This is a genomic window from Acinetobacter sp. DMC2 (genome assembly GCF_056314305.1).
Genome location: NZ_JBQUYP010000005.1, coordinates 1 through 20,439, shown reverse-complemented (window position 1 = coordinate 20,439; position 20,439 = coordinate 1). Strand labels below are relative to the sequence as shown.

At 40.0% G+C, this 20,439-nt stretch carries 22 protein-coding genes and 2 tRNA genes; 19 read left to right on the top strand and 5 right to left on the bottom strand.

What is annotated here, in order from left to right:
* Positions 1-6 precede the first annotated feature (6 nt).
* From rplR to ACT53H_RS11320, 12 genes are all read left to right on the top strand, one after another.
* Positions 7-357, top strand: a complete 351-nt coding sequence (gene rplR / locus ACT53H_RS11375) for a 50S ribosomal protein L18 (RefSeq protein WP_003653654.1) — start codon at positions 7-9, stop codon at positions 355-357.
* 2 nt (positions 358-359) lie between these two features.
* Positions 360-857: a 30S ribosomal protein S5 gene (gene rpsE / locus ACT53H_RS11370; RefSeq protein WP_003653653.1), complete on the top strand. Its 498-nt coding sequence runs from the start codon at positions 360-362 to the stop codon at positions 855-857.
* A gap of 6 nt (positions 858-863) precedes the next feature.
* Positions 864-1,040: a 50S ribosomal protein L30 gene (gene rpmD, locus ACT53H_RS11365; RefSeq protein WP_000849088.1), complete on the top strand. Its 177-nt coding sequence runs from the start codon at positions 864-866 to the stop codon at positions 1,038-1,040.
* Between the two features lie 3 nt (positions 1,041-1,043).
* Positions 1,044-1,484 carry a 50S ribosomal protein L15 gene (rplO, locus tag ACT53H_RS11360; RefSeq protein ID WP_476009257.1) on the top strand — a complete coding sequence of 147 codons (441 nt, stop codon included), beginning with the start codon at positions 1,044-1,046 and terminating at the stop codon, positions 1,482-1,484.
* Between the two features lie 45 nt (positions 1,485-1,529).
* Positions 1,530-2,849 carry a preprotein translocase subunit SecY gene (secY, locus tag ACT53H_RS11355; RefSeq protein WP_171056864.1) on the top strand — a complete coding sequence of 440 codons (1,320 nt, stop codon included), beginning with the start codon at positions 1,530-1,532 and terminating at the stop codon, positions 2,847-2,849.
* 20 nt (positions 2,850-2,869) lie between these two features.
* Positions 2,870-2,986 carry a 50S ribosomal protein L36 gene (gene rpmJ, locus ACT53H_RS11350; RefSeq protein WP_000867907.1) on the top strand — a complete coding sequence of 39 codons (117 nt, stop codon included), beginning with the start codon at positions 2,870-2,872 and terminating at the stop codon, positions 2,984-2,986.
* Between the two features lie 105 nt (positions 2,987-3,091).
* A complete protein-coding gene (rpsM, locus tag ACT53H_RS11345; RefSeq protein WP_004789609.1) occupies positions 3,092-3,448 on the top strand; it encodes a 30S ribosomal protein S13 in 357 nt (118 codons plus the stop codon).
* Positions 3,449-3,467: 19 nt separating this feature from the next.
* Entirely contained in the window at positions 3,468-3,854 is a 387-nt protein-coding gene (gene rpsK, locus ACT53H_RS11340; protein ID WP_001040166.1) for a 30S ribosomal protein S11, read from the top strand.
* 12 nt (positions 3,855-3,866) lie between these two features.
* Positions 3,867-4,493 (top strand): 30S ribosomal protein S4, encoded by a 627-nt coding sequence (gene rpsD, locus ACT53H_RS11335; protein ID WP_003653643.1) that lies wholly within the window; start codon positions 3,867-3,869, stop codon positions 4,491-4,493.
* A gap of 17 nt (positions 4,494-4,510) precedes the next feature.
* The gene (locus ACT53H_RS11330) at positions 4,511-5,518 is read left to right on the top strand and encodes a DNA-directed RNA polymerase subunit alpha (protein WP_003653641.1); all 1,008 of its coding nucleotides are present in this window, start codon (positions 4,511-4,513) and stop codon (positions 5,516-5,518) included.
* Between the two features lie 18 nt (positions 5,519-5,536).
* Positions 5,537-5,914, top strand: a complete 378-nt coding sequence (rplQ, locus tag ACT53H_RS11325; RefSeq protein WP_002049717.1) for a 50S ribosomal protein L17 — start codon at positions 5,537-5,539, stop codon at positions 5,912-5,914.
* 181 nt (positions 5,915-6,095) lie between these two features.
* Complete coding sequence (locus ACT53H_RS11320; RefSeq protein WP_476009256.1) at positions 6,096-7,586, top strand: flavin-containing monooxygenase; 1,491 nt, start codon at positions 6,096-6,098, stop codon at positions 7,584-7,586.
* Between the two features lie 51 nt (positions 7,587-7,637).
* Here the strand turns inward: ACT53H_RS11320 and ACT53H_RS11315 are convergent, their stop codons facing one another.
* On the bottom strand, positions 7,638-8,810 hold the full coding sequence (locus tag ACT53H_RS11315) for an acyl-CoA dehydrogenase family protein (protein WP_151823161.1): 1,173 nt from the start codon (positions 8,808-8,810) through the stop codon (positions 7,638-7,640).
* 189 nt (positions 8,811-8,999) lie between these two features.
* On the opposite strand from ACT53H_RS11315, the gene ACT53H_RS11310 reads away from it, so the two are divergent.
* From ACT53H_RS11310 to ACT53H_RS11290, 5 genes are all read left to right on the top strand, one after another.
* A complete protein-coding gene (locus tag ACT53H_RS11310) occupies positions 9,000-9,257 on the top strand; it encodes an FAD assembly factor SdhE (protein ID WP_107882033.1) in 258 nt (85 codons plus the stop codon).
* Positions 9,258-9,263: 6 nt separating this feature from the next.
* Positions 9,264-9,653, top strand: a complete 390-nt coding sequence (locus ACT53H_RS11305) for a hypothetical protein (protein WP_476009255.1) — start codon at positions 9,264-9,266, stop codon at positions 9,651-9,653.
* Between the two features lie 769 nt (positions 9,654-10,422).
* A complete protein-coding gene (locus ACT53H_RS11300; protein WP_004789599.1) occupies positions 10,423-11,511 on the top strand; it encodes a hypothetical protein in 1,089 nt (362 codons plus the stop codon).
* A gap of 83 nt (positions 11,512-11,594) precedes the next feature.
* Positions 11,595-12,170, top strand: a complete 576-nt coding sequence (rrtA, locus tag ACT53H_RS11295) for a rhombosortase (protein WP_476009254.1) — start codon at positions 11,595-11,597, stop codon at positions 12,168-12,170.
* A gap of 178 nt (positions 12,171-12,348) precedes the next feature.
* Complete coding sequence (locus ACT53H_RS11290; protein ID WP_174730992.1) at positions 12,349-14,544, top strand: TRAP transporter large permease subunit; 2,196 nt, start codon at positions 12,349-12,351, stop codon at positions 14,542-14,544.
* Between the two features lie 168 nt (positions 14,545-14,712).
* On the opposite strand, the gene ACT53H_RS11285 is transcribed toward ACT53H_RS11290, so the two are convergent.
* From ACT53H_RS11285 to rnr, 4 genes are all read right to left on the bottom strand, one after another.
* Entirely contained in the window at positions 14,713-15,138 is a 426-nt protein-coding gene (locus ACT53H_RS11285; RefSeq protein ID WP_174740226.1) for a hypothetical protein, read from the bottom strand.
* A gap of 11 nt (positions 15,139-15,149) precedes the next feature.
* Positions 15,150-15,359, bottom strand: coding sequence for a YheV family putative zinc ribbon protein (locus ACT53H_RS11280; protein ID WP_004639498.1), 210 nt, complete (start codon positions 15,357-15,359; stop codon positions 15,150-15,152).
* A 40-nt stretch (positions 15,360-15,399) separates the two neighbouring features.
* Complete coding sequence (locus tag ACT53H_RS11275; RefSeq protein WP_440203262.1) at positions 15,400-17,454, bottom strand: M3 family metallopeptidase; 2,055 nt, start codon at positions 17,452-17,454, stop codon at positions 15,400-15,402.
* A 134-nt stretch (positions 17,455-17,588) separates the two neighbouring features.
* Positions 17,589-20,000: a ribonuclease R gene (gene rnr / locus ACT53H_RS11270; protein WP_476009253.1), complete on the bottom strand. Its 2,412-nt coding sequence runs from the start codon at positions 19,998-20,000 to the stop codon at positions 17,589-17,591.
* 261 nt (positions 20,001-20,261) lie between these two features.
* On the opposite strand from rnr, the gene ACT53H_RS11265 reads away from it, so the two are divergent.
* Positions 20,262-20,352 (top strand) — tRNA-Ser (locus ACT53H_RS11265).
* A 10-nt stretch (positions 20,353-20,362) separates the two neighbouring features.
* Positions 20,363-20,439 (top strand) — tRNA-Arg (locus tag ACT53H_RS11260).

Here is a 20,439-nt window from a genome sequence, read left to right as displayed (position 1 = left end):
GTTCTTATGAACGAAAAGAAACAAACCCGTTTGCGTCGTGCGAAAAGCACACGCTTGCACATCCGTGCATTGGGTGCGACTCGTTTGTGTGTAAACCGCACTCCGCGTCACATCTATGCTCAAGTTATTTCAGCAGATGGTGGCAAAGTTTTAGCACAAGCTTCAACTTTGGATGCATCTTTACGTAGCGGTACTACAGGTAATGTAGATGCTGCTACTAAAGTAGGTGCTTTAATCGCAGAGCGCGCGAAAGCAGCTGGTGTAACTAAAGTTGCATTTGACCGTTCTGGTTTTAAATATCATGGTCGTATCAAAGCCTTGGCTGATGCTGCTCGTGAAAACGGCTTGGAGTTCTAATCATGGCTAAAGTTGAACAAAACGAAGGTCTTGTTGAAAAGCTGGTTGCCGTTGATCGTGTAGCCAAAGTTGTTAAGGGCGGTCGTATCTTCTCTTTCACAGCATTAACTGTTGTGGGTGATGGTAATGGTCGTGTTGGTTTTGGTCGTGGTAAAGCACGTGAAGTTCCAGCTGCTATTTCTAAAGCACTTGAAGCTGCACGTCGCAACATGATTACTGTAGACCTTGCAGGTACTACTTTACAACACCCTGTGAATGCTCGTCATGGCGCAAGCCGTGTATACATGCAACCTGCTTCTGAAGGTACTGGCGTAATCGCTGGTGGCGCAATGCGTGCCGTTCTAGAAGCTGCGGGCGTGCATAACGTACTTGCTAAATGTTATGGTTCTACTAATGCTGCAAACGTAGTAAACGCAACTTTCAAAGGTTTGCGTGATATGACTTCTCCTGAGAAAGTCGCTGCGAAACGTGGTAAATCAGTAGCAGAAATTCAAGGGTAATCAATCATGAAAACGATTAAAGTTACCCAGACTAAATCTTCTTCACATCGCTTGAAAAATCACAAGCTTTGCTTACAAGGTTTAGGTCTGCGTCGTATTGGTCATACTGTAGAAGTGCAAGATACGCCTTCTAACCGCGGTATGATCAACAAAGTCTACTATATGGTTAGTGTAGAGGAATAAGCCATGACTCTGCGTTTAAATGAGCTTGCGCCTGCGGAAGGTGCAAAACGTGAAAACCGTCGTTTAGGCCGTGGTATCGGTTCTGGCGTTGGTAAGACTGGTGGCCGTGGTGTCAAAGGTCAAAAATCACGTAAAAGTGGTGGCGTTCGTCCAGGCTTTGAAGGCGGTCAAACAGCGATTTATCGTCGTTTACCTAAATTCGGTTTCACTAGCCAAATCGCTTTAAAAACTGCTGAAGTACGTTTATCTGAGTTAAGCAAAGTTGAAGGCGACATCGTTAGCCTAGAAACTTTGAAAGCTGCGAATGTTGTTCGTCGTGACCAAGTTCGTGCTCGTATCGTACTTTCTGGTGAAATCACTCGTGCATTCACTATTCAAGGTGTTGCATTGACTAAAGGCGCTAAAGCTGCAATTGAAGCAGCTGGCGGCAAAGTCGAGGAGTAATCTCGAGTGTCTATGTCTCCTAGTTCTTCAGGTCATGTCAACATGATGAAAGGTCAGCCATTTCACGTGAAATATCGTGAAATTATTCGCCGGATGAGTTTTCTAATCGGTGCATTGCTGGTCTTTCGACTAGGAGCGCATATTCCAGTACCAGGCATTAATAATGCTGCGTTAGAAAATTTATTTCATGCGAACCAAGGAACTATTCTTGGGCTATTCAATATGTTTTCTGGCGGTGCTTTAGAGCGAATGTCTATTCTTGCTTTAGGAATTATGCCTTACATTTCTGCATCAATTATTGTGCAGTTAATGTCTACGGTAATTCCTTCACTAGAAGCCTTGAAAAAGGAAGGTGAGCAAGGTAAGCGTAAAATTAATCAATATACGCGTCAGGGTACGTTGTTGCTTGCAGTGGTTCAGGCAGTTGGTATGTGCGCAGGTTTGATTGGTCAGGGTATTACTCTGTCAGTTGGTCTTGAGTTTTATATACCAGCAGTTACTTCACTTGTCGCTGGAACTATGTTCTTAATGTGGCTAGGTGAACAAATCACTGAAAGAGGTATTGGTAACGGTATCTCAATGATTATTTTTGCTGGTATTGTTTCTGGTTTGCCTAAATTAATTATGCAATCAGTTTCATCAGTAGATAATGGTCAGACAAGCTTAATTGGTCTTGTGATCTTTGGTCTTTTGTCTGTAGGTGTGCTGGCTGCCATTGTGTTTATTGAAAAAGCACAACGTCGTATTCCAGTGAATTATGCACAAAAGCAACAAGGTCGTCGTATATTTACAGCACAGCAGACACATTTGCCATTAAAAATTAATATGGCTGGTGTGATTCCTGCGATTTTTGCAAGTTCTTTACTATTGTTCCCAGCGAGTCTTGGTCAATGGGTAGGAAGTGCAGATGCAAATGCTGGATTAATTAAGCGTAGCTTACAAGATTTAGCTTTAGTATTGTCGCCTGGACAGCCTTTGTATTTGGTGCTCTTTGGTGCGTTAATTATCTTTTTCTGTTACTTTTATACGGCTTTAGTATTTAGCCCTAAGGAAGTATCAGAAAATCTAAAACGCAGCGGAGCTTATGTGCCTGGTATTCGCCCAGGTGAGCAAACTGCTCGTTACTTAGATCATATTCTTAATCGTTTGACGTTTATTGGTGCGATTTATATTACGGTCATTTGTTTAATGCCAATGATTCTACAAAGTTCTTTTGGTATCCCATTCTCTTTGGGTGGTACATCATTACTAATCGTAGTTGTCGTTGTTATGGACTTTATGGCTCAGCTACAAGCGCACTTAACATCTCATCAATATGATAATCAAACATTAATGAGAAAAACGACTGCTCATCCTAAGGGATAAGCGCACTTAGAGGTTTCATCATGAAAGTACAAGCTTCTGTAAAGAAAATTTGTGGTAGCTGTAAAGTTATCCGTCGTAATGGGGTTATTCGCGTAATTTGTAGCGCAGAACCTCGTCATAAGCAGCGTCAAGGTTAATCTAATCAAGACCTGTTGATTTCAGTAGGCGAATTGGGTTAATATCCGCCCCTCAAGATTTTGTGGGGCGGTTGATTATCTCTACTGCCTTTTTGGAGAAAGTGAATGGCTCGTATTGCCGGTGTAAACATTCCGGATAACAAGCATGCTGTTATCTCCCTCACTTACATCTTTGGTGTCGGTCGCCATACTGCTAAGAATATCTTAGCTACAGTTGGTATTACTGAAACTACTAAGATCCGTGAGTTGGACGATGCTCAGCTTGATGCGATTCGTGCAGAAGTTGCTAAGGTTCCTACCGAAGGTGACTTACGTCGCGAAATTTCCATGAACATTAAACGTTTAATGGATTTGGGTTGCTATCGCGGCCTTCGCCATCGTCGCAGCTTGCCTGTCCGTGGTCAACGCACCAAAACTAACGCACGTACCCGTAAAGGTCCGCGCAAACCGATTAAAAAGTAAGATTTCTGGAAGCTAAAAGATGGCTAAAGATACTCGCACACGCAAGAAGGTCACTCGTACCGTCTCTGAAGGTGTTGCACACATTCACGCGTCTTTTAATAACACCATTGTTACGATTACTGATCGTCAAGGTAATGCATTGGCTTGGGCCACCTCTGGTGGACAAGGCTTCCGTGGTTCACGTAAATCAACTCCGTTTGCTGCTCAGGTAGCTGCTGAAGTTGCTGGTAAAGCAGCTTTGGATTACGGTTTGAAAAATCTGGATGTCCTTGTAAAAGGTCCTGGTCCAGGTCGTGAGTCTGCGGTTCGTGCATTAGGCGCAGTGGGTTATAAAATTAACAGCATTACCGATGTGACGCCAATTCCTCACAACGGTTGCCGTCCACCTAAAAAACGTCGCGTGTAAGGAGAAACATTCATGGCTCGTTATATTGGTCCAAAATGCAAACTCTCTCGCCGCGAAGGGACAGACCTGCAACTTAAATCTGGCGTTAAACCTTTTGACGTCAAAACTAAAAAAGCTAACAAAGCACCTGGTCAACATGGTCAGGCACGCGGTGGTAAGCAATCTGAGTATTCACTACAATTACGTGAAAAACAAAAAGTCCGTCGTATTTACGGTGTGTTAGAACGTCAATTTAGTAACTACTATAAAGAAGCAGCTCGTGTTAAAGGCGCAACAGGTGAGAACTTGTTGAAATTGCTTGAAAGCCGTCTTGATAACGTTGTTTATCGCATGGGTTTTGGTTCTACACGTGCAGAAGCTCGTCAGTTAGTAAGTCACCGTAGCATTACTTTGAATGGTCGTCGTGTAAACATCGCATCTATTCAAGTTAAAGCTGGTGATGTAATTGCGGTTCACGAAGGTGCTAAACAACAATTGCGTATTAAAAACGCGATTGAGTTAGCTGCACAACGTGGTATTCCAGCTTGGATGGATGTTGATCATTCTAAGCTTGAAGGTACGTTTAAAGCTGCACCAGATCGTGCTGATTTACCTGCTGAAATCAATGAAAGCTTGATTGTAGAATTGTATTCTAAATAATCCTTGAGGTAGCAATAATGACGCGTACTGCAAACGAGTTTCTAACTCCGCAAGCGATCAAGGTCGAAGCGGTTAGCGGGACCTCGGCAAAAGTGATTCTAGAACCTTTAGAGCGTGGTTTTGGCCATACTCTAGGTAATGCTTTACGTCGCATTCTATTGTCTTCTTTACCTGGCGCTGCTGTGGTTGAAGTGGAGATAGAAGGTGTCGAGCACGAGTACAGTACTTTAGAAGGCTTGCAGCAGGACATCGTCGAGCTCTTGCTGAACCTAAAAGGATTGTCTATTAAGCTGTTCGATCAAAATGAAGCATATTTAACATTAGAGAAACAAGGTCCTGGCGAAATTACTGCTGCTGACCTTCGTTTACCTCATAATGTTGAAGTGGTTAACCCAGAACATTTGATCGGTACTTTGAGTGCTTCAGGCTCATTAAAAATGCGCTTGAAGGTTGCTCAAGGTCGTGGTTATGAAACTTCTGATTCTCGTTTCCCTGAAGGTGAAACACGTCCTGTTGGTCGTTTGCAATTAGATGCTTCTTATAGCCCGATTAAGCGTGTTTCTTACACCGTTGAAAATGCGCGTGTAGAACAACGTACCGATTTAGATAAACTGGTAATCGACCTCGAGACAAATGGAACGGTTGATCCTGAAGAAGCAATCCGCAAAGCGGCAACAATCTTGCAACAACAAATTGCAATTTTTGTTGATCTTCAGAAAGACCAAACTCCAGTTGCTCAAGAGCCTCGTGAAGAAGTTGACCCAATCTTGCTTCGCCCAGTAGATGATCTAGAGCTTACTGTTCGTTCTGCTAACTGTTTGAAAGCAGAAAATATTTACTACATTGGTGATCTTGTTCAACGTACTGAAGTTGAGTTGTTAAAAACTCCTAACCTTGGTAAAAAATCGTTAACAGAGATCAAAGATGTTTTGGCATCGAAAGGCTTACAACTCGGTATGCGTCTTGAAAACTGGCCACCAGCTAGTCTTCGTATGGACGACCGTTTTGCCTATCGTAGCCGTTAATTAAGTAGGACTATCACCATGCGTCATCGTAATAGTGGTGTGAAATTAGGCCGTACAAGCAGCCATCGTAAAGCGATGTTCCAAAACTTGGCTAATTCTTTATTTGAACACGAGTTGATCAAAACAACTGTTCCTAAAGCTAAAGAATTACGTCGTGTTGCTGAGCCTTTAATCACTCTAGCAAAAAACGATACTGTAGCAAATCGTCGTTTAGCATTTGCTCGTACTCGTAATGCTGCAACTGTAGGTAAATTATTTACCGTACTCGGCCCTCGTTACAAAGAACGTAACGGCGGTTATCTACGTGTTCTTAAAGCGGGCTTCCGTGCTGGTGATGCAGCACCGATGGCTTACGTTGAGCTAGTAGATCGTGAAGTGAATACTTCAGCTGAATAATTGATTTTATTCAAAAAAGACCGGTTTTATACCGGTCTTTTTTATTTTTATTAATTAATAAAATTATAAAAATGTCCTCAAGTGACATAAAAAAACGGATAAACGGTCAAACTTGACATTGTGTATTGTCAAAATTGTGCTTTAATAAACTTATATTCTCAACAATGGGTATAAAAATAAAATGGAAAAGCAAGTTGATATTTTAATCATTGGCGCAGGTATCTCAGGAATTGGAGTTGCTGCCCATTTATCAAAAAATTCTCCACAACGCCAATTTGAAATTTTAGAGCGTCGTGAATCTTTTGGTGGAACATGGGATCTTTTCCGTTATCCTGGTATTCGCTCAGACTCAGATATGTCCACATTTGGTTTTAATTTTAAGCCGTGGTGTAAAGCGAATGTATTAGCTGATGGTGCTTCTATTAAAGGATATCTAGGTGAAGTTATTGATGAATATAAATTAAAAGAAAAAATTCACTTTGGTCATCGTGTACTTTCTGCTAATTATGATTCTGAATCAAAGAAATGGCAGGTTGTAATTGAAGATGGCAAGAAAAAACAACAGACTTGGATTGCTAATTTTGTTGTTGGGTGTACTGGTTACTATAACTATGATCAAGGATATGCGCCTTCTTTCCCAAATCAAGAAGCATTTAAAGGGCAACTCATTCATCCGCAGCATTGGCCTGAAAATTTAGATTACACAGGTAAAAAGGTCGTTATTATTGGTAGTGGCGCAACAGCGATTACTTTAGTACCGGCAATGGCGAAAGGTGGGGCTGGTCATGTAACGATGTTGCAGCGTTCACCAACGTATATTGCTAGTGTGCCTTCTATCGACTTCATTTATGAAAAAACGCGTAAATTTATGTCTGAAGAAGCGGCGTATAAATTTACCCGTGCACGTAATATTGGTATGCAACGCGCTATTTATGCATTGTCTCAGAAGCATCCAAAGACTGTACGTCGTTTACTCTTAAAAGCAATTGAAGTGCAGTTAAAGGGTAAAGTTGATATGAAGCATTTTACACCTTCATACAATCCTTGGGATCAACGTCTATGTGTTGTACCTGATGGTGACTTATTTAAGATTTTGCGTGAAGGTAAAGCGAGTGTAGAAACAGATCAAGTTGAGAAATTTACTGAAAAAGGTATTTTACTTAAATCAGGTAAGCATCTTGATGCGGATATTGTAATTTCTGCAACTGGTTTACAAGTTCAAATTATGGGTGGGGTTCAGGCTACTATCGATGGCAAAGCTCTTAATTCATCTGAACATATGCTTTACAACGGTGTTATGTTGAGTGATGTACCAAATATGGCCATGATTATTGGTTATGTAAATGCATCATGGACGCTTAAGGTTGATATCGCTGCAGAATATATTTGTCGCTTGTTAAACTATATGGACAAAAATAGTTATGATGAAGTGGTTCCGTCTGGTGATAAAACTGAAATGCAAGAAGATACTGTAATGGGTAAATTGTCTTCAGGTTATATCAGTCGTGCAGCACATGAGCTTCCAAAACAAGGTAAGCATGCTCCATGGCAAGTTACTAATAACTATTTAGAAGATAGAAAGTCACTAAAAAATTCAAAATTTGAAGATGGTGTTCTACATTTTCATAAACGTTCAGAAACGAATGAGCGTAAGCCAAAACTAGTATCTTAATAGATATTAGATAAATAAAAGGGGCGTAATGCCCCTTTTATATTGAATTTATTAAAGCGTTCTAGAGATTAATTCTTTCATAATTTCATTGGTACCTGCATAAATTCGATTTGCTCGATGATCTATGTAGGCACGGGCAATTGGATATTCAAGCATGTAACCATAACCACCATGTAATTGAAGACATTCATCTACAACTTTTGAGAACATATCTGAAATTTTATATTTAGCTGCTGCAGCAGCTTCCACACTCAATTTTTCTTCAAGTTGTAATTCCATACAACGATCTAGATAGGTACGGCAGAAATCTATTTCTGTTCTCAGTTCAGCAAGTTTAAAACGCGTATTTTGAAATGCACTAACAGGTTTGCCAAATGCTTTACGGTCTTTTGTATATTGGACAGTATGTGCAAATGCGGCTTCAGCGCCTGCCTGACAAATAATAGCGACTAGCATTCGTTCCCAAGCCAATTCTTTCATGAGCATGATAAAGCCCATGCCTTCCATACCTAAGAGATTTTCTTTAGGAACACGAACGTTATCAAAAAATAATTCGCACGTATCTTGGCCTTTCATTCCAATTTTATTAAGAGGCTTACCTTTGCTAAAACCAGCTCTGTCTGCCTCAACTATAATGAGTGATAAGTTCGCTGAACCTTTGTCGTTATTACCCGTTTTACAAACGACTACGACCATGTCACATAAGTAGCCATTAGTAATGAAAATTTTAGAACCATTAATGACATAATCATCACCATCAACTACAGCTGTGGTTCTCACTGCTTGTAAATCAGAACCAGTACCAGGCTCAGTCATGGCAATAGCTGTGACTACTTCTCCAGTTGCCATTTTTGGTAACCACTTTTGTTTTTGTTCTTCATTACCAAAGTTATTTACGTAATTCGCAACAATATCTGAATGTAAAGAAAAACCCGTACTAGAATCCATAGCATAAGCTTGCTCTTCAATTAAGATCATACTGTACAAGCGGTCTACTCCAGACCCACCATATTGCTCTGGCATTGTGGTGCAAAGAAGACCTAATTCTCCAGCCTTATTCCAAAGATCTCGATCAACATGTTGCTGTTTTTCATATTTTTCAATATTGGGAACAACTTCCTTTTCATAGAATTTACGTACTGTCTCGCGGAAAGCTTCATGCTCTTCGTTAAATAGTTTTCTCGGTAACATATTTGGAATAGGGCGGATGGCACCAGATTGCATTTGTATTTCTTCCTTGGTTCAGGTGTGATGTTATTTCCTTAAACATACGGAAGCATTTCATGGCGAACAATGTGATGAATGCTCAATTATGAGGACAAGATGATAAATTTGGTCAATTTAATATTTTTAGCGATCTTTGGAATGTGATCAGGTAAACTAAGCGCACTATCAACGCAGATGGGGAAATAAATGTCTGACGAAATGACCTTGGAAGAACGTAAAGTAGTTTATCGAGCACGCCGCGGCTTGAAAGAAATTGACGTCTATTTTGACCCTTATGTAAAAAACTATTATCTAACTGCGGATCCGGCAGAGAAGGCTTTATTTGCAGAATTAGTGGAACAAGAAGATCCAGATTTACTAGATTGGTTCATGGAAGTTTCTGAACCTCCACGCACAGAGTTACGTGAATTTATTTATAAATTAAAACAGTACGTACATGGCTAAACTGTTTTGATAAAAGAATTGAATTTTGAGCTGAAATATAGTCGTTTCTCGATAATATTTCAGCTTTTTATTGGCTTGTGTTTAGCAATCCTATTTTATCAATTGTTACCACCTATGTGGTGGCTATTTAGTCTGATCCTTTTATCTATTAGTTTCCTATTGTTTTTAAAACAATCACGAATTTCTCAAATTGCATATTTAGATCAAAAATCTTGGTCAATTGTTTATCTTCCTAAAAAAGTGATTCACCGTGTAGAAATTAATAAAATAATTGATTATCAGCTATTTATGGTTGTTTATTTTGATGGAAAACCTACGAAAGTAGCCATAATCTGGTTTGATCAACTTCCTTTACAGTATTGGAAAAGGTTAAAAGTCCTACAGAAACTTCATTAATTGTTAGACAATTTTACATTTGTATATTTATTTAAAAATTATAAAAAACAATAATTTAATCTTTATTTTTTTGCTTGAGATCAGGATTGTCTAATTAAAATATAGAAAAAAGCTAAGGAAATACAATTGTCTGACAATTTCACCTATGGGTATCTATTTGATCGGTTAAAGTACAAACACCAACGTAAAGTGTGTCGGAGGTCTCAAAATGGAGATGCCAACATGGTCGTTCTTGGTCATTGCCATCATTCTGGCAGTGGTGATAGGAAGAGCAGGAACTTTACTCAGGGAACATCTTAACAGAGTTAATTTTAACAAAGTTAAGAGACAGAGGATGCAAGGTCGTCGATCAGTCAATTATTAAATTGGTTAGTCGATTAATTTCATCAAGTGTCCAGTTTATAACTGGGTGCGATTGTAGTAAGGAGGTCTCTCATGGAGATTTCAATGTGGATGTTTCTGTTAATTGCAGTAGTTATGGCTGTGGTAGTAGGAAGAGCAGGAACTTTACTTAAGGATTATATAGAACAAAAATAATATAAGCCGTTAAAAGCTTATCTCAGTTAATAAGTAGCATGTGCTGAACCGTCGCAATGCTACTTTTTTTTGCCTAAAATTTCTGTTTCCCAGAAAAACTGTCAATTTTATCTGCTGTGAAGTGTGTCAAAGTATAAGCGCTACAATTAGAGTAATTACTCTTTTATTCAAGATATGCATCTGCTAATGTACATCTGAAAAGGAAAAAACAAATTACATAGAGGACAGGAAGATGTCTAAAGTCCAAAAAATAAGCCAAGGTTTGGCGATGAGTTTTCTTGCAGCTTCAGTTTTATCAGGTTGTTCATACGTCGTGAAAACCGGAGCAAATGTTGCTTTAGGTTTTACGGAAAAGCACGTCGTTCCGCCTATTCTGGCAATGCAAGATGCTGAAATGGTTTGTAATACTGGTAGTGCTTTAACACCAGCAATCATGTCTACTAAAGGTATGGGTGCAGATCCAACGCGTGTTGCGGTATTAATGTATGCGGCTTCAGGTGTATGTGCTGAGAATCAAGCATTAGAACAGGAATTACGTTATTTGCGTGCATCAAAAGCAGGGCAAGTAACTGAAGCTCAAGATGCACGTATTGCACAAAAGCGTTGGGCAGCAATTGCTGCTGAGCGTCAATATACAGGCTATAAGTTGTTTGCTGATCGTTGGGAATCTAAATATAAATACCATTTAGGTGATTCTTGTCCAACAATGCGTAGTGATACTGATCAAACAGTTTATTTACTTGGAATGATTAGTGGCCTTCAGGCTGTGACCAATGATATTAACTCTGGTGGCGCAGTCAATGTTCCAAAGGATATCGCCGCTATTGTAGAGCGTGGCATGGTTTGTCTAGATAATGAAAAATTCTGGGGAGCGCCTAACGCAACGCGTGCTGTTATCTGGACTTTATTACCTGGGGCAGATGAAGGGAAACCTGATCCATACCAAACTCTAAAACAGTCAATGCAGATTGGCGAGCAAAAAGGTGTTCGCTTATCTCATGCTTTATATGCAGTAGCTGCTCAAGCAAGTGGTGATGATGCAAAAATCCGTGATGCATTAAGATCATATGCCGCTTCTCAAGCTGATGATAAGCCTGTTAATCCGAACTTTAAGTTAATCGATAGTATGGCAGGTCTGATTGTACGCGGTATTTCTGACCGCTACTGGACTGAGCATACTGGTGTGCGTACTGGAGATGATGGCATGTCACATTTCTGGGATGATAAGAACGAAGGTGCAGCAGAGCTAGATGAGTTATTTGATGGCGGAGCCGCATCTGAAGCTCCTGCGGATTCATCTGCTCCACCAGCAGCACAGTAAACATATTTGAAAGACTAACTTCTTGCGAGTCTATTGTTAAGTTCTACAATAATTGTAAGAAGTTTAATTTCAAGGAGTGTGCCATGAAAGATCATGTACTGAATAATAAAGTGCTTTTGGTCGCAGTGTGCATTTCCATATCTGCATGTCTACAAGTATTTCCTGATACTTTTATTTATTGGCGGGAAAGTTTACTTGGTGAATTCTGGCGTTTATGGACTGCACATTGGGTACACGTTGGATGGATTCATTTTCTTTTAAACATGATGGCATTCGCCTGTTTACCGTTTATTTTTCCGCACACCAAAGCGTGGCATCTTTTAAGTCTACTTTTACTGTTGCCACCTTTCATTAGCTTGGTCTTCTATTTTTATTTACCTTATATCGAGGCATATGCTGGTTTGTCAGGTGTTTTACATGGGCTCTATACAGCAGTTGCCTTAGTTTATTTGCAATATCGTAAAGAACGGAATTTTGCTTTTCTGGTCTTAGGATTAATTATTGCAAAACTGATATGGGAAAATACTTTTGGGCAAACAGGAACTGCCCAGTTAATAGGGAGCCCAGTTTTAACTGAAGCTCACTTATATGGAGCAATTGGTGGATCAATCTTTGGGGGCTGCTATTGGCTTGCTCAAAGATTAAAAAAGAAATATTGACAATACAAACTGTTAAAAAAGTGATTTTAGTCATTCTTTATTAATAAAGTTTGATGCAAATTTGATCGTTGAATAAAGGGATTGGTAGAAGGGGGAAGGAATTAACCCCTGACCAAGAAAATTGCATGACTCAAACTCCTGTTTTTCAGGTTTTTGGGAGAACAAAATTGGAATATTTATGCAAGAACATCAAGAAAAAAGATCTGGATTAGGTCTGTTGGGTTATATCTGGAACGAATGGATCTCAACATTCGTCATCCTCATTCTACTATTAATGACACTAATCATTGGTACCGGGGAGATGATCCACGGGCAATTATTACGTATCGGGGAACGTCTTTATGGTGATCCTGCGATAGGCATGCAATATTCATTTTTGCGTGCTGAACCTGAAAAACCGACTTGTGATCGACATCCAAATATCGATGCTCAAGTCAAAGAACAAATGAAAGCGAATGCATCTGATGATTTTTCGAGTTTCTTTGGTGCAGCTTCAGAAAGTGATGTCCGTGCATCGCTTCTCGCAGCGCAGCAACAATGTGATGAGAAATATCAGGCGTATGACAAGACAATTAAATATATCGAAGCTAACCCAGGAGTACGTACTTATCGCGCCATCGAGACAGGCTTCTTTGGTATTTTTAAATTTGGTACAGAAAATCGAGCAATTTTACTGATTTTTATGGTTCTAATTTCTGCGATTACCGCATCGTTAAAATTTCACCATATCGGCTTACGTAATCCGGCAACAAAAATAGATTATAAAGTCTATTCCATCTTTATGGTGGTTGCTAATGCTCTACTCAGTTTCTCTGTAATTAGCCAGTATCGTTCAGTTATCAATTCTGGGGTGACACCTACCTATGAAACAGTAACTATTTACTGGATATGGATGATTTTATTTGTTGTTCTGACTTTGATTAGTCTTTATCAATTATTTGTTTCACCTCCACCAAAACGTGAAGGCGGTAATATTGGCTTAGCTCTACTAAGTGTGCCTTTATATGCTTACATGGCTTTGATTACGGGCATAGTATTCACATTCTTTATGGATTATCCAATGGGGCAAGGGATTTACCTTGGTTTATTGGTTGAATTCTCAGGTATTTTCTTAAACCTTGCCTTGTTTATTTGGGCAGGTATGCTTTTAACTCAAACACGCGTTATGGACTTGTTCCTTAATGTGCTTCGCCCATGGAATTTGGCACCAGAAACTTTAACATGGTTGATTCTAATTGCAGCTGCGGTACCGACGGCTTATACAGGCGCGTCAGGTATTTTCGTTATTGCAGCAGGTGCAATTATTTATAAAGAAGTCTGGAATGCGGGTGCTCGCCGTCAATATGCATTGGCTGTATCTGCAATGTCAGGTTCTTTAGGGGTAGTAGTACGCCCATGTCTATTGGTTGTTTTAATTGCGATGCTGGACAGCCGTCATGTAACGTCTGATGAGTTGTTTGGCCATGGTGTTTATGTATTTTGGTTAACAGCATTTATTTTCTTAGGTGTTTCATTACTCTTGGCTGAAGAGAAGTTCCGTGTAAATTCGCCAAAAGTTGCGATTCCAGGCATGATGCGCGCCTTTGTACCTGTAATTCCATACATTCTGATCACTGCTGTTGTTCTTGCTATTTATAAATATGCGTTAGACACAGGAATGAATGAATTTACTGCTCCAGTAATTTTGCCATTAGTCCTGATCGCAATGATTTTGTATGACAAATTGGTAGCGCCAAAAGAAGATCCTGCGATCAATATTCATGAGGCGATTGTTCGTGAACACGAACAGAAATCACCATTCCTTCGAGCACATGATCCGCATAGTTCTCAGTTCCGTCTTGGTTTTGGTGGAGCGCTTCGCTTTGCAACTTCAGAAACTGTAGGCCATATTGGCGCACTAATTATCCTGATGGCATTGTCTGCAAGTGTTGGTGGTTTAATTGAACGTTCTGAAGTGGTTGAATTATTGCCGACTCATTTAGGCAGTATCTATATATCACTGGCATGTATTGCACTGTTACTTGCTATTATTGGTATGTGTACAGATCCATTTGGTGCTGTAATTTTAGTTGCTGCAACCATTGCGCCTGTAGCATACGAAAATGGTATTCATCCAATTCACTTCTGGATGATTGTGTTGGTTGCATTCGAATTTGGTTATGTAACTCCACCAGTTGCCTTGAACCATCTACTCACGCGGTTGTCCGTCGGAGATGATGAAGTGAACGCTGCTGATGCTGAAGCGAAAGAGAAATATACAAGTTTCTACTTCCGTTATGAGCGCTGGTTGCTACCAATTATTGTCTTGTTCTCATCACTAGTATTGGTTACTTATGTGCCATATGTATTTAAGTTATTCGGTTGGTACCATTAACTTAAATTAAAGTATCGGTTATACAAAAAAGCCTTCCTAAATGGAGGGCTTTTTTGTATTAAGAGGATTCAATAAATTTAGGAAAAAAGAATGGCTGGAGTTATGAATTAAAATAAAAAAAAGCTAAAGTTATCTATCTTTAGCTTTTTTTTATTTCCCAATGAAAAACTATTGCTGTTTGAGCTGAGCTTCAAGCAACTTAACTTGTTCTTCTTTGAGTTTTGTTAATTGATCAGCATCAGCATGCTGAGCTTTTAAAGTTGCTTCCTGATCTTTTAGCTGGCGATGGATATCATCGAGTTTAGACACTTCTTCTTTTGCTAAAGACTCTTGAGCCGGTACAGGCTGTTTGAGTACATCTTCATTCACAAGCTGTTGTGAACTTGCAGCTTCTGCTACAGGTTCTGAACTTGATGATGGATCAGCGGTTTTAGCAGGAGCGGGCGTCGAAACAGGTTGAGGATCAACCATTGGTGCGGATGACTCGGTTTTTTTGAAAAACCATTGTGCAGCTAAAAAAAGCACTACAAGAATGCTTAAGCCCCCAATTAAAATCCACAATAGTTTTGAGTTTTGTTTTCTTTGTAGTGGCATCTCTAAGACCTTTAGTCAGGACGACGAGGCTTGAACTGTATTACTCCAACTTCATCAGGTACAGCGGGCGCTTCAGGCTCATCAATATGAGTCGGACGATTTTCACTATAACCGCATTCGATACATTCAATCCATTCGTCTTCAGCGGTGGTTAGCATGACAATCCGATCTGTTGCTTCACATTTTGGACATTTAGCCCCAGCAATGAAACGTTTTTTCATCTTTATCACCCTAACCACACGATCAATTTAGGCCCATAGTTTAAGCGGTTTTACTGTCATTCGTCCAACCTTGATGACGTAACAGTGCATCAATTTTAGGTTCACGGCCACGGAAACTCACAAATGCTTCAAGTGCAGTATCTTTACCACCCACTGCTAAGATTGCCTGACGGAATTCTTTGCCAGTTTGAGTGTTGAAAATACCTTCGTGTTCAAAACGGTCAAATGCATCACTTGCTAAAACTTCTGCCCATTTGTAAGAATAATAACCTGCCGCATAACCACCAGCAAAAATATGACTGAAGCTATGCTGGAAGCGGTTGTAATCTACAGCAGGAACAACTGCATACTGCTTACGAATGTCATCTAAGGTCTGCTGAATTTGCTCACTATTCAAAGCAGGTGTTTTAGTGTGAATAGTCAAATCAAACAATGCAAATTCAAGCTGACGTAAAGTTTGCATACCAGACTGGAAGAATCGTGCATTTAATAAAGCATCGAGTAATTCTTGTGGCAAAGTTTGTTTACTATCGATGTGTTCACTTAATACATCTAGGCTTTCTTTATCCCATGACCAGAATTCCATGAACTGGCTTGGTAGCTCTACTGCATCCCAAGCAACACCATGAGTTCCTGCAACTGAAATATTATCTACTTCGGTTAGCATGTGATGTAAACCATGTCCAAATTCGTGGAACAGGGTAATGACTTCATCATGAGTCAGTAAGGCTGGCTGATCACCTACTGGAGGCGTGAAGTTACACACCATGTAGCAAATTGGTTTTTGTAAACCATGAACAGTTTGCATGCGTGAGCGGAAACCATTCATCCACGCACCGCCACGTTTACCCGTACGTGCATAGATGTCAAAGAAGAAGCCACCAATCACTTGGCCTTGGTCTTCTAATTCAAAATAACGTGCATCTGGATGCCAGACTGGTGCTTGTCTTTCGATGATGCTAATACCATATAAGCGCTGCACGATCTGGAATAAACCCTGAATGACTTTAGGTGCAGGGAAGTACGGTTTTAATGCTTCTTGCGATAAGTTGAATTGTTGCTGTTTGAGCTTTTCAGAATAGTAAGTACTATCCCAAGGTCTAAGTTCGTCAACACCATCTTGTTTGGCAATCTCTTTAAGTTCAGCAACTTCTTGAAGAGCAGGGGCACGAGCATGCTCAGCGAGATCAACTAAAAAGTCATGTACCGTTTTTACATCTGGTGCCATTTTACTTGCAAGAGAATATTCAGCGTAGTTATTGAAACCAAGTAGCTGCGCCATTTCTTGACGAAGACTTAAAATTTCCTCCATAATTTTGCTGTTATCAAACTCAGTTTGTTCAGACTGATCAGATGCACGAGTGACATAAGCTCTGTAAAGCTCTTCACGCAATGCGCGGTCATCTGCATACGTCATGATTGCAAAATAAGCTGGGAAATCTAGAGTTGCTACAGCTTGATCGAGTTCACGTTGTTTACCGTATTGTTTTAATAACTCAACATTACTTTCTGGAAGACCTTTTAGCTCAGTTTCTGTAAGCGGTTTAAAGTACGCTTGTGTTGCATCAAGTACATGGTTAGAAAAATCAGAAGAAAGCTGTGAAAGGCGAGCAGAAATATCTGCATAGCGTTTTTTCTCTTCACCCTCTAAAGCTACGCCAGAAAGTTTAAAATCACGTAAAGCGAGGCGAATAGCACTTTGTTGGGCGGGACTAAGAGAGGTATAACCATGACCATCATGGATATGCTGATAAGTTTGATAGAGCGCCGTGTGTTGGCCAAGTTGAGTGTAATATTCACTCAAGGCTGGTAATAACGATTGATAGACTTCTCTGGTTTCAGCATTGTTCATCACCGCATTTAAATGTGATAAAACACCCCATGATTCACTAAGGTTGTTTTCAAGTGTATCGACTTGTTCAAGTACGGCAAGTTGTTGAGCGGTATCAGTAGGTACAGCGGTAAGTGTATTTAAAAATTCTTGGCCTGCTTGAATCGCTTGTTGGATGTCTTGTTTTAAATTTTCTAATTTAATTTCATCAAAACGCGGGGTTGGTAAGGTCGCTTGCTGTAAAGTCATTGCTGTTAGCCACATTATTTTTTAAACATGTTATTAGATGTAGGTCCTCTCAAGCCAGAAATCAAGTTTAATGTGCAAAATAAGCTTTCTAAAAAGAAATAAGTCCCAAATCGGGACTTATTTCTAGGCTGACAACATCTAGTGTTTAATTATTCAGCCTTTGATTTTGCATTGGCCTTTTTCTTTTTAGGCTTAGACTTTTTCTTTACTTTTTCTGGTTTACTTTCGGCTTTTACAGAAGGTTTTTTACCAGACTTTTTAGTATAAGAACTCGCCTTGGCTTTTTCTTTCTTTTTATGAACAGGTCTTTCGCCATCACTACTTGGTTTACTGAAAACTTCTTCAGTTGCCTGTGAAGATGTTTTAGTTGTGCGTGGAGCTCGGCTACGAACGACTCTTCCTGCATGCGTGACTTGTTGAAGAAGCTGGAAGTCAATTTTACGTTCTTCAAGATTTACGCCAGCAACCTGAATTTTAACTTCATCGCCTAAACCAAAGATTTGACCACGATTTTGACCTACCAGATTTTGGCTCGCTTGGTCATAAATAAAGAAGTCATCGCCGAGTTGGCTAATATGAATCATGCCATCGACATATAGATCTTTAAGCGTAATGAATAAACCAAATTCGGTTACTGCACTTACGATACCAATAAACTCATCACCCAAATGCTGTTGCATGTAGTGACACTTCAACCAAGTTGTTACGCTACGAGAAGCTTCATCTGCACGGCGTTCAGTTTGAGAAAAATGTTCACCAGCATCATCAAGCGCTGCACCAGAGAGTGGGTAAGGCTTTTGTTTCAAGTGTGCTTTAATAGCACGGTGCAATAATAAATCTGGGTAACGACGGATTGGCGAAGTGAAATGGGTATAGGCTTCATAAGCCAAACCATAGTGCCCCGCATTTTTTGCACCATAATAAGCTTGCATCATTGAGCGTAATAAAACGGCATGAATGCTTGGGGCATCTATGCGGTCTTTGGTTGCTTCAATTACTCTTTGGTAGTCTGCTTGAGTTGGCTGGTCCGGGAAGGGTAGACCAAGTAATTTCACAAAGTCTTTTACTTTCTGAATACGTGAAAACTCTGGAGCTTCATGCACACGATATAACATCGGAACATCATGCTCTAATGCATATTCAGCTGCAGCAACGTTAGCAAGCAACATACATTCTTCAATGAGCTTATGTGCTTCATTACGTGTACGTGGCAAAATTTCTTTAATTCCACCCAACTCATCAAAAGTCATGTACGTTTCAATGGTTTCAAATTCCATTGCATGGCGGTCAGCACGCAAGTTTTTCAAAATTTGATAAAGCTGGAAAAGTGTATTTAAAGATTTATGAACATCACGATCTTTTGGAATCGCATCTGTTGCGCCTTCAAAGTATTGCGCTACCTGTGTATAGGTCAAACGTGCTTTTGAGTGCATAACCGACGGATAAAAATCGTAACCAGTTACACGGCCTGAACGAGAGAGCTTAAGGTCACAGACCATACATAAGCGGTCTACGTGAGGATTCAGAGAACACAAGCCGTTTGACAAAGCCTCTGGTAGCATTGGTAATACAAAGTGTGGGAAATATACCGAAGTGCCTCGTTCCTCAGCTTCTTCGTTGAGGGCTGAGTCTAAGCGTACATAATGGCTGACATCGGCAATTGCGACTACAACACGGTAACCGCCACCCGGACGTTTTTCTGCATAAACGGCATCGTCAAAATCTCGGGCATCTTCACCATCAATTGTAACTAATGCCAAATCTCTTAAATCAATACGGCCTTCACGGTCTTGAGCAGATGGCTCTTTAAAACTTTCCGCTTCTTTTAATACCTGATCTGGAAATTCATATGGCAAACCAAACTCAAGAATGGTTTGTGGAATGATAATTTCTGTATCAGCTTTATCGGCCATAGACTGAATAATATGTGCTGTTGAAAACTCTTCACGGGTCGGATAGCTATCAATTGCAACACGTAGCATATCGCCAACATTCGCCCCAGCATGTTTTACGAGTTCTTTTTCTAAAGGAATAGGCTGATGCTGATTGGGATTGTTGGGTTGAATAAAATATTCACCCTCATGAACTGACAATTTACCAATTAATTGTTTAACACGATGCTGTAAAACTTCTGTGATAAAACCCCAAGGTTTACCTTTACGGTCTACTGAAGTCTGGCGCACTCTAACTCGGTCACCATTAAATACTAAACGTAATTCACGTTCAGGAAGTAAAAGATCAGTTTGACCATCAATATGTGCTGTACCTAAACCTTTACTATTAATATAAACAGTTGCTTCATATGTTGGTTGATCTGCCACCAACTGAAATTTAAAACCGTCTTTCATGATTTGACCATCACGAACCATAGCACTTAAACGATGACTTAATGCTTCGATACTTTTTTGGTCATGAATATTAAAATGATCGACAAGCTCTGCATGAGATTGTGGTGTTTGCAACTGTTCCAACGTATCTAAAATCAGAGTACGGCTTGGAATAGGATTGTCATAACGTTCAGCTTCAGCTTTCGCTTCAGGGTCAGCCCAGTTTTTTGTCATGTCGTTTTGTTTCACGCTTGGCAGATAAGTTTAGCATAAGCTATGCAGACCCGAACTGCACGTTCAGGTTTGCAATAATGTGTTATGCACTACAGTATTTTGATGAAGAAATAATATCTATCTTAACAAGCGTTTGATCGAAAAAGACGAAAATAATGAGGAAATTGCTTAAAAAATAATTCATTGAACTAAAAAACAAGAAAATTTCAGTATGATGACTTGAACAATGTGGTTTTAGTTTGTATTATGGCGGCTCGTTCCGGTGAGGTGGATGAGTGGCTGAAATCACTTCCCTGCTAAGGAAGCATACCTATTACTGGTATCGAGGGTTCGAATCCCTCTCTCACCGCCATTTACTTAATGCGCTCATAGCTCAGCTGGATAGAGCACTTGGCTACGAACTAAGGGGTCGGGAGTTCGAATCTCTCTGAGCGCACCA

Coding starts and splice junctions, on each gene's coding strand:
- rplR (WP_003653654.1), top strand. CDS start 7: ATGAACGAAAAGAAACAAACCCGTTTGCGTCGTGCGAAAAGCACACGC.
- rpsE (WP_003653653.1), top strand. CDS start 360: ATGGCTAAAGTTGAACAAAACGAAGGTCTTGTTGAAAAGCTGGTTGCC.
- rpmD (WP_000849088.1), top strand. CDS start 864: ATGAAAACGATTAAAGTTACCCAGACTAAATCTTCTTCACATCGCTTG.
- rplO (WP_476009257.1), top strand. CDS start 1,044: ATGACTCTGCGTTTAAATGAGCTTGCGCCTGCGGAAGGTGCAAAACGT.
- secY (WP_171056864.1), top strand. CDS start 1,530: ATGAAAGGTCAGCCATTTCACGTGAAATATCGTGAAATTATTCGCCGG.
- rpmJ (WP_000867907.1), top strand. CDS start 2,870: ATGAAAGTACAAGCTTCTGTAAAGAAAATTTGTGGTAGCTGTAAAGTT.
- rpsM (WP_004789609.1), top strand. CDS start 3,092: ATGGCTCGTATTGCCGGTGTAAACATTCCGGATAACAAGCATGCTGTT.
- rpsK (WP_001040166.1), top strand. CDS start 3,468: ATGGCTAAAGATACTCGCACACGCAAGAAGGTCACTCGTACCGTCTCT.
- rpsD (WP_003653643.1), top strand. CDS start 3,867: ATGGCTCGTTATATTGGTCCAAAATGCAAACTCTCTCGCCGCGAAGGG.
- ACT53H_RS11330 (WP_003653641.1), top strand. CDS start 4,511: ATGACGCGTACTGCAAACGAGTTTCTAACTCCGCAAGCGATCAAGGTC.
- rplQ (WP_002049717.1), top strand. CDS start 5,537: ATGCGTCATCGTAATAGTGGTGTGAAATTAGGCCGTACAAGCAGCCAT.
- ACT53H_RS11320 (WP_476009256.1), top strand. CDS start 6,096: ATGGAAAAGCAAGTTGATATTTTAATCATTGGCGCAGGTATCTCAGGA.
- ACT53H_RS11315 (WP_151823161.1), bottom strand. CDS start 8,810: ATGCAATCTGGTGCCATCCGCCCTATTCCAAATATGTTACCGAGAAAA.
- ACT53H_RS11310 (WP_107882033.1), top strand. CDS start 9,000: ATGTCTGACGAAATGACCTTGGAAGAACGTAAAGTAGTTTATCGAGCA.
- ACT53H_RS11300 (WP_004789599.1), top strand. CDS start 10,423: ATGTCTAAAGTCCAAAAAATAAGCCAAGGTTTGGCGATGAGTTTTCTT.
- rrtA (WP_476009254.1), top strand. CDS start 11,595: ATGAAAGATCATGTACTGAATAATAAAGTGCTTTTGGTCGCAGTGTGC.
- ACT53H_RS11290 (WP_174730992.1), top strand. CDS start 12,349: ATGCAAGAACATCAAGAAAAAAGATCTGGATTAGGTCTGTTGGGTTAT.
- ACT53H_RS11285 (WP_174740226.1), bottom strand. CDS start 15,138: ATGCCACTACAAAGAAAACAAAACTCAAAACTATTGTGGATTTTAATT.
- ACT53H_RS11280 (WP_004639498.1), bottom strand. CDS start 15,359: ATGAAAAAACGTTTCATTGCTGGGGCTAAATGTCCAAAATGTGAAGCA.
- ACT53H_RS11275 (WP_440203262.1), bottom strand. CDS start 17,454: ATGTGGCTAACAGCAATGACTTTACAGCAAGCGACCTTACCAACCCCG.
- rnr (WP_476009253.1), bottom strand. CDS start 20,000: ATGACAAAAAACTGGGCTGACCCTGAAGCGAAAGCTGAAGCTGAACGT.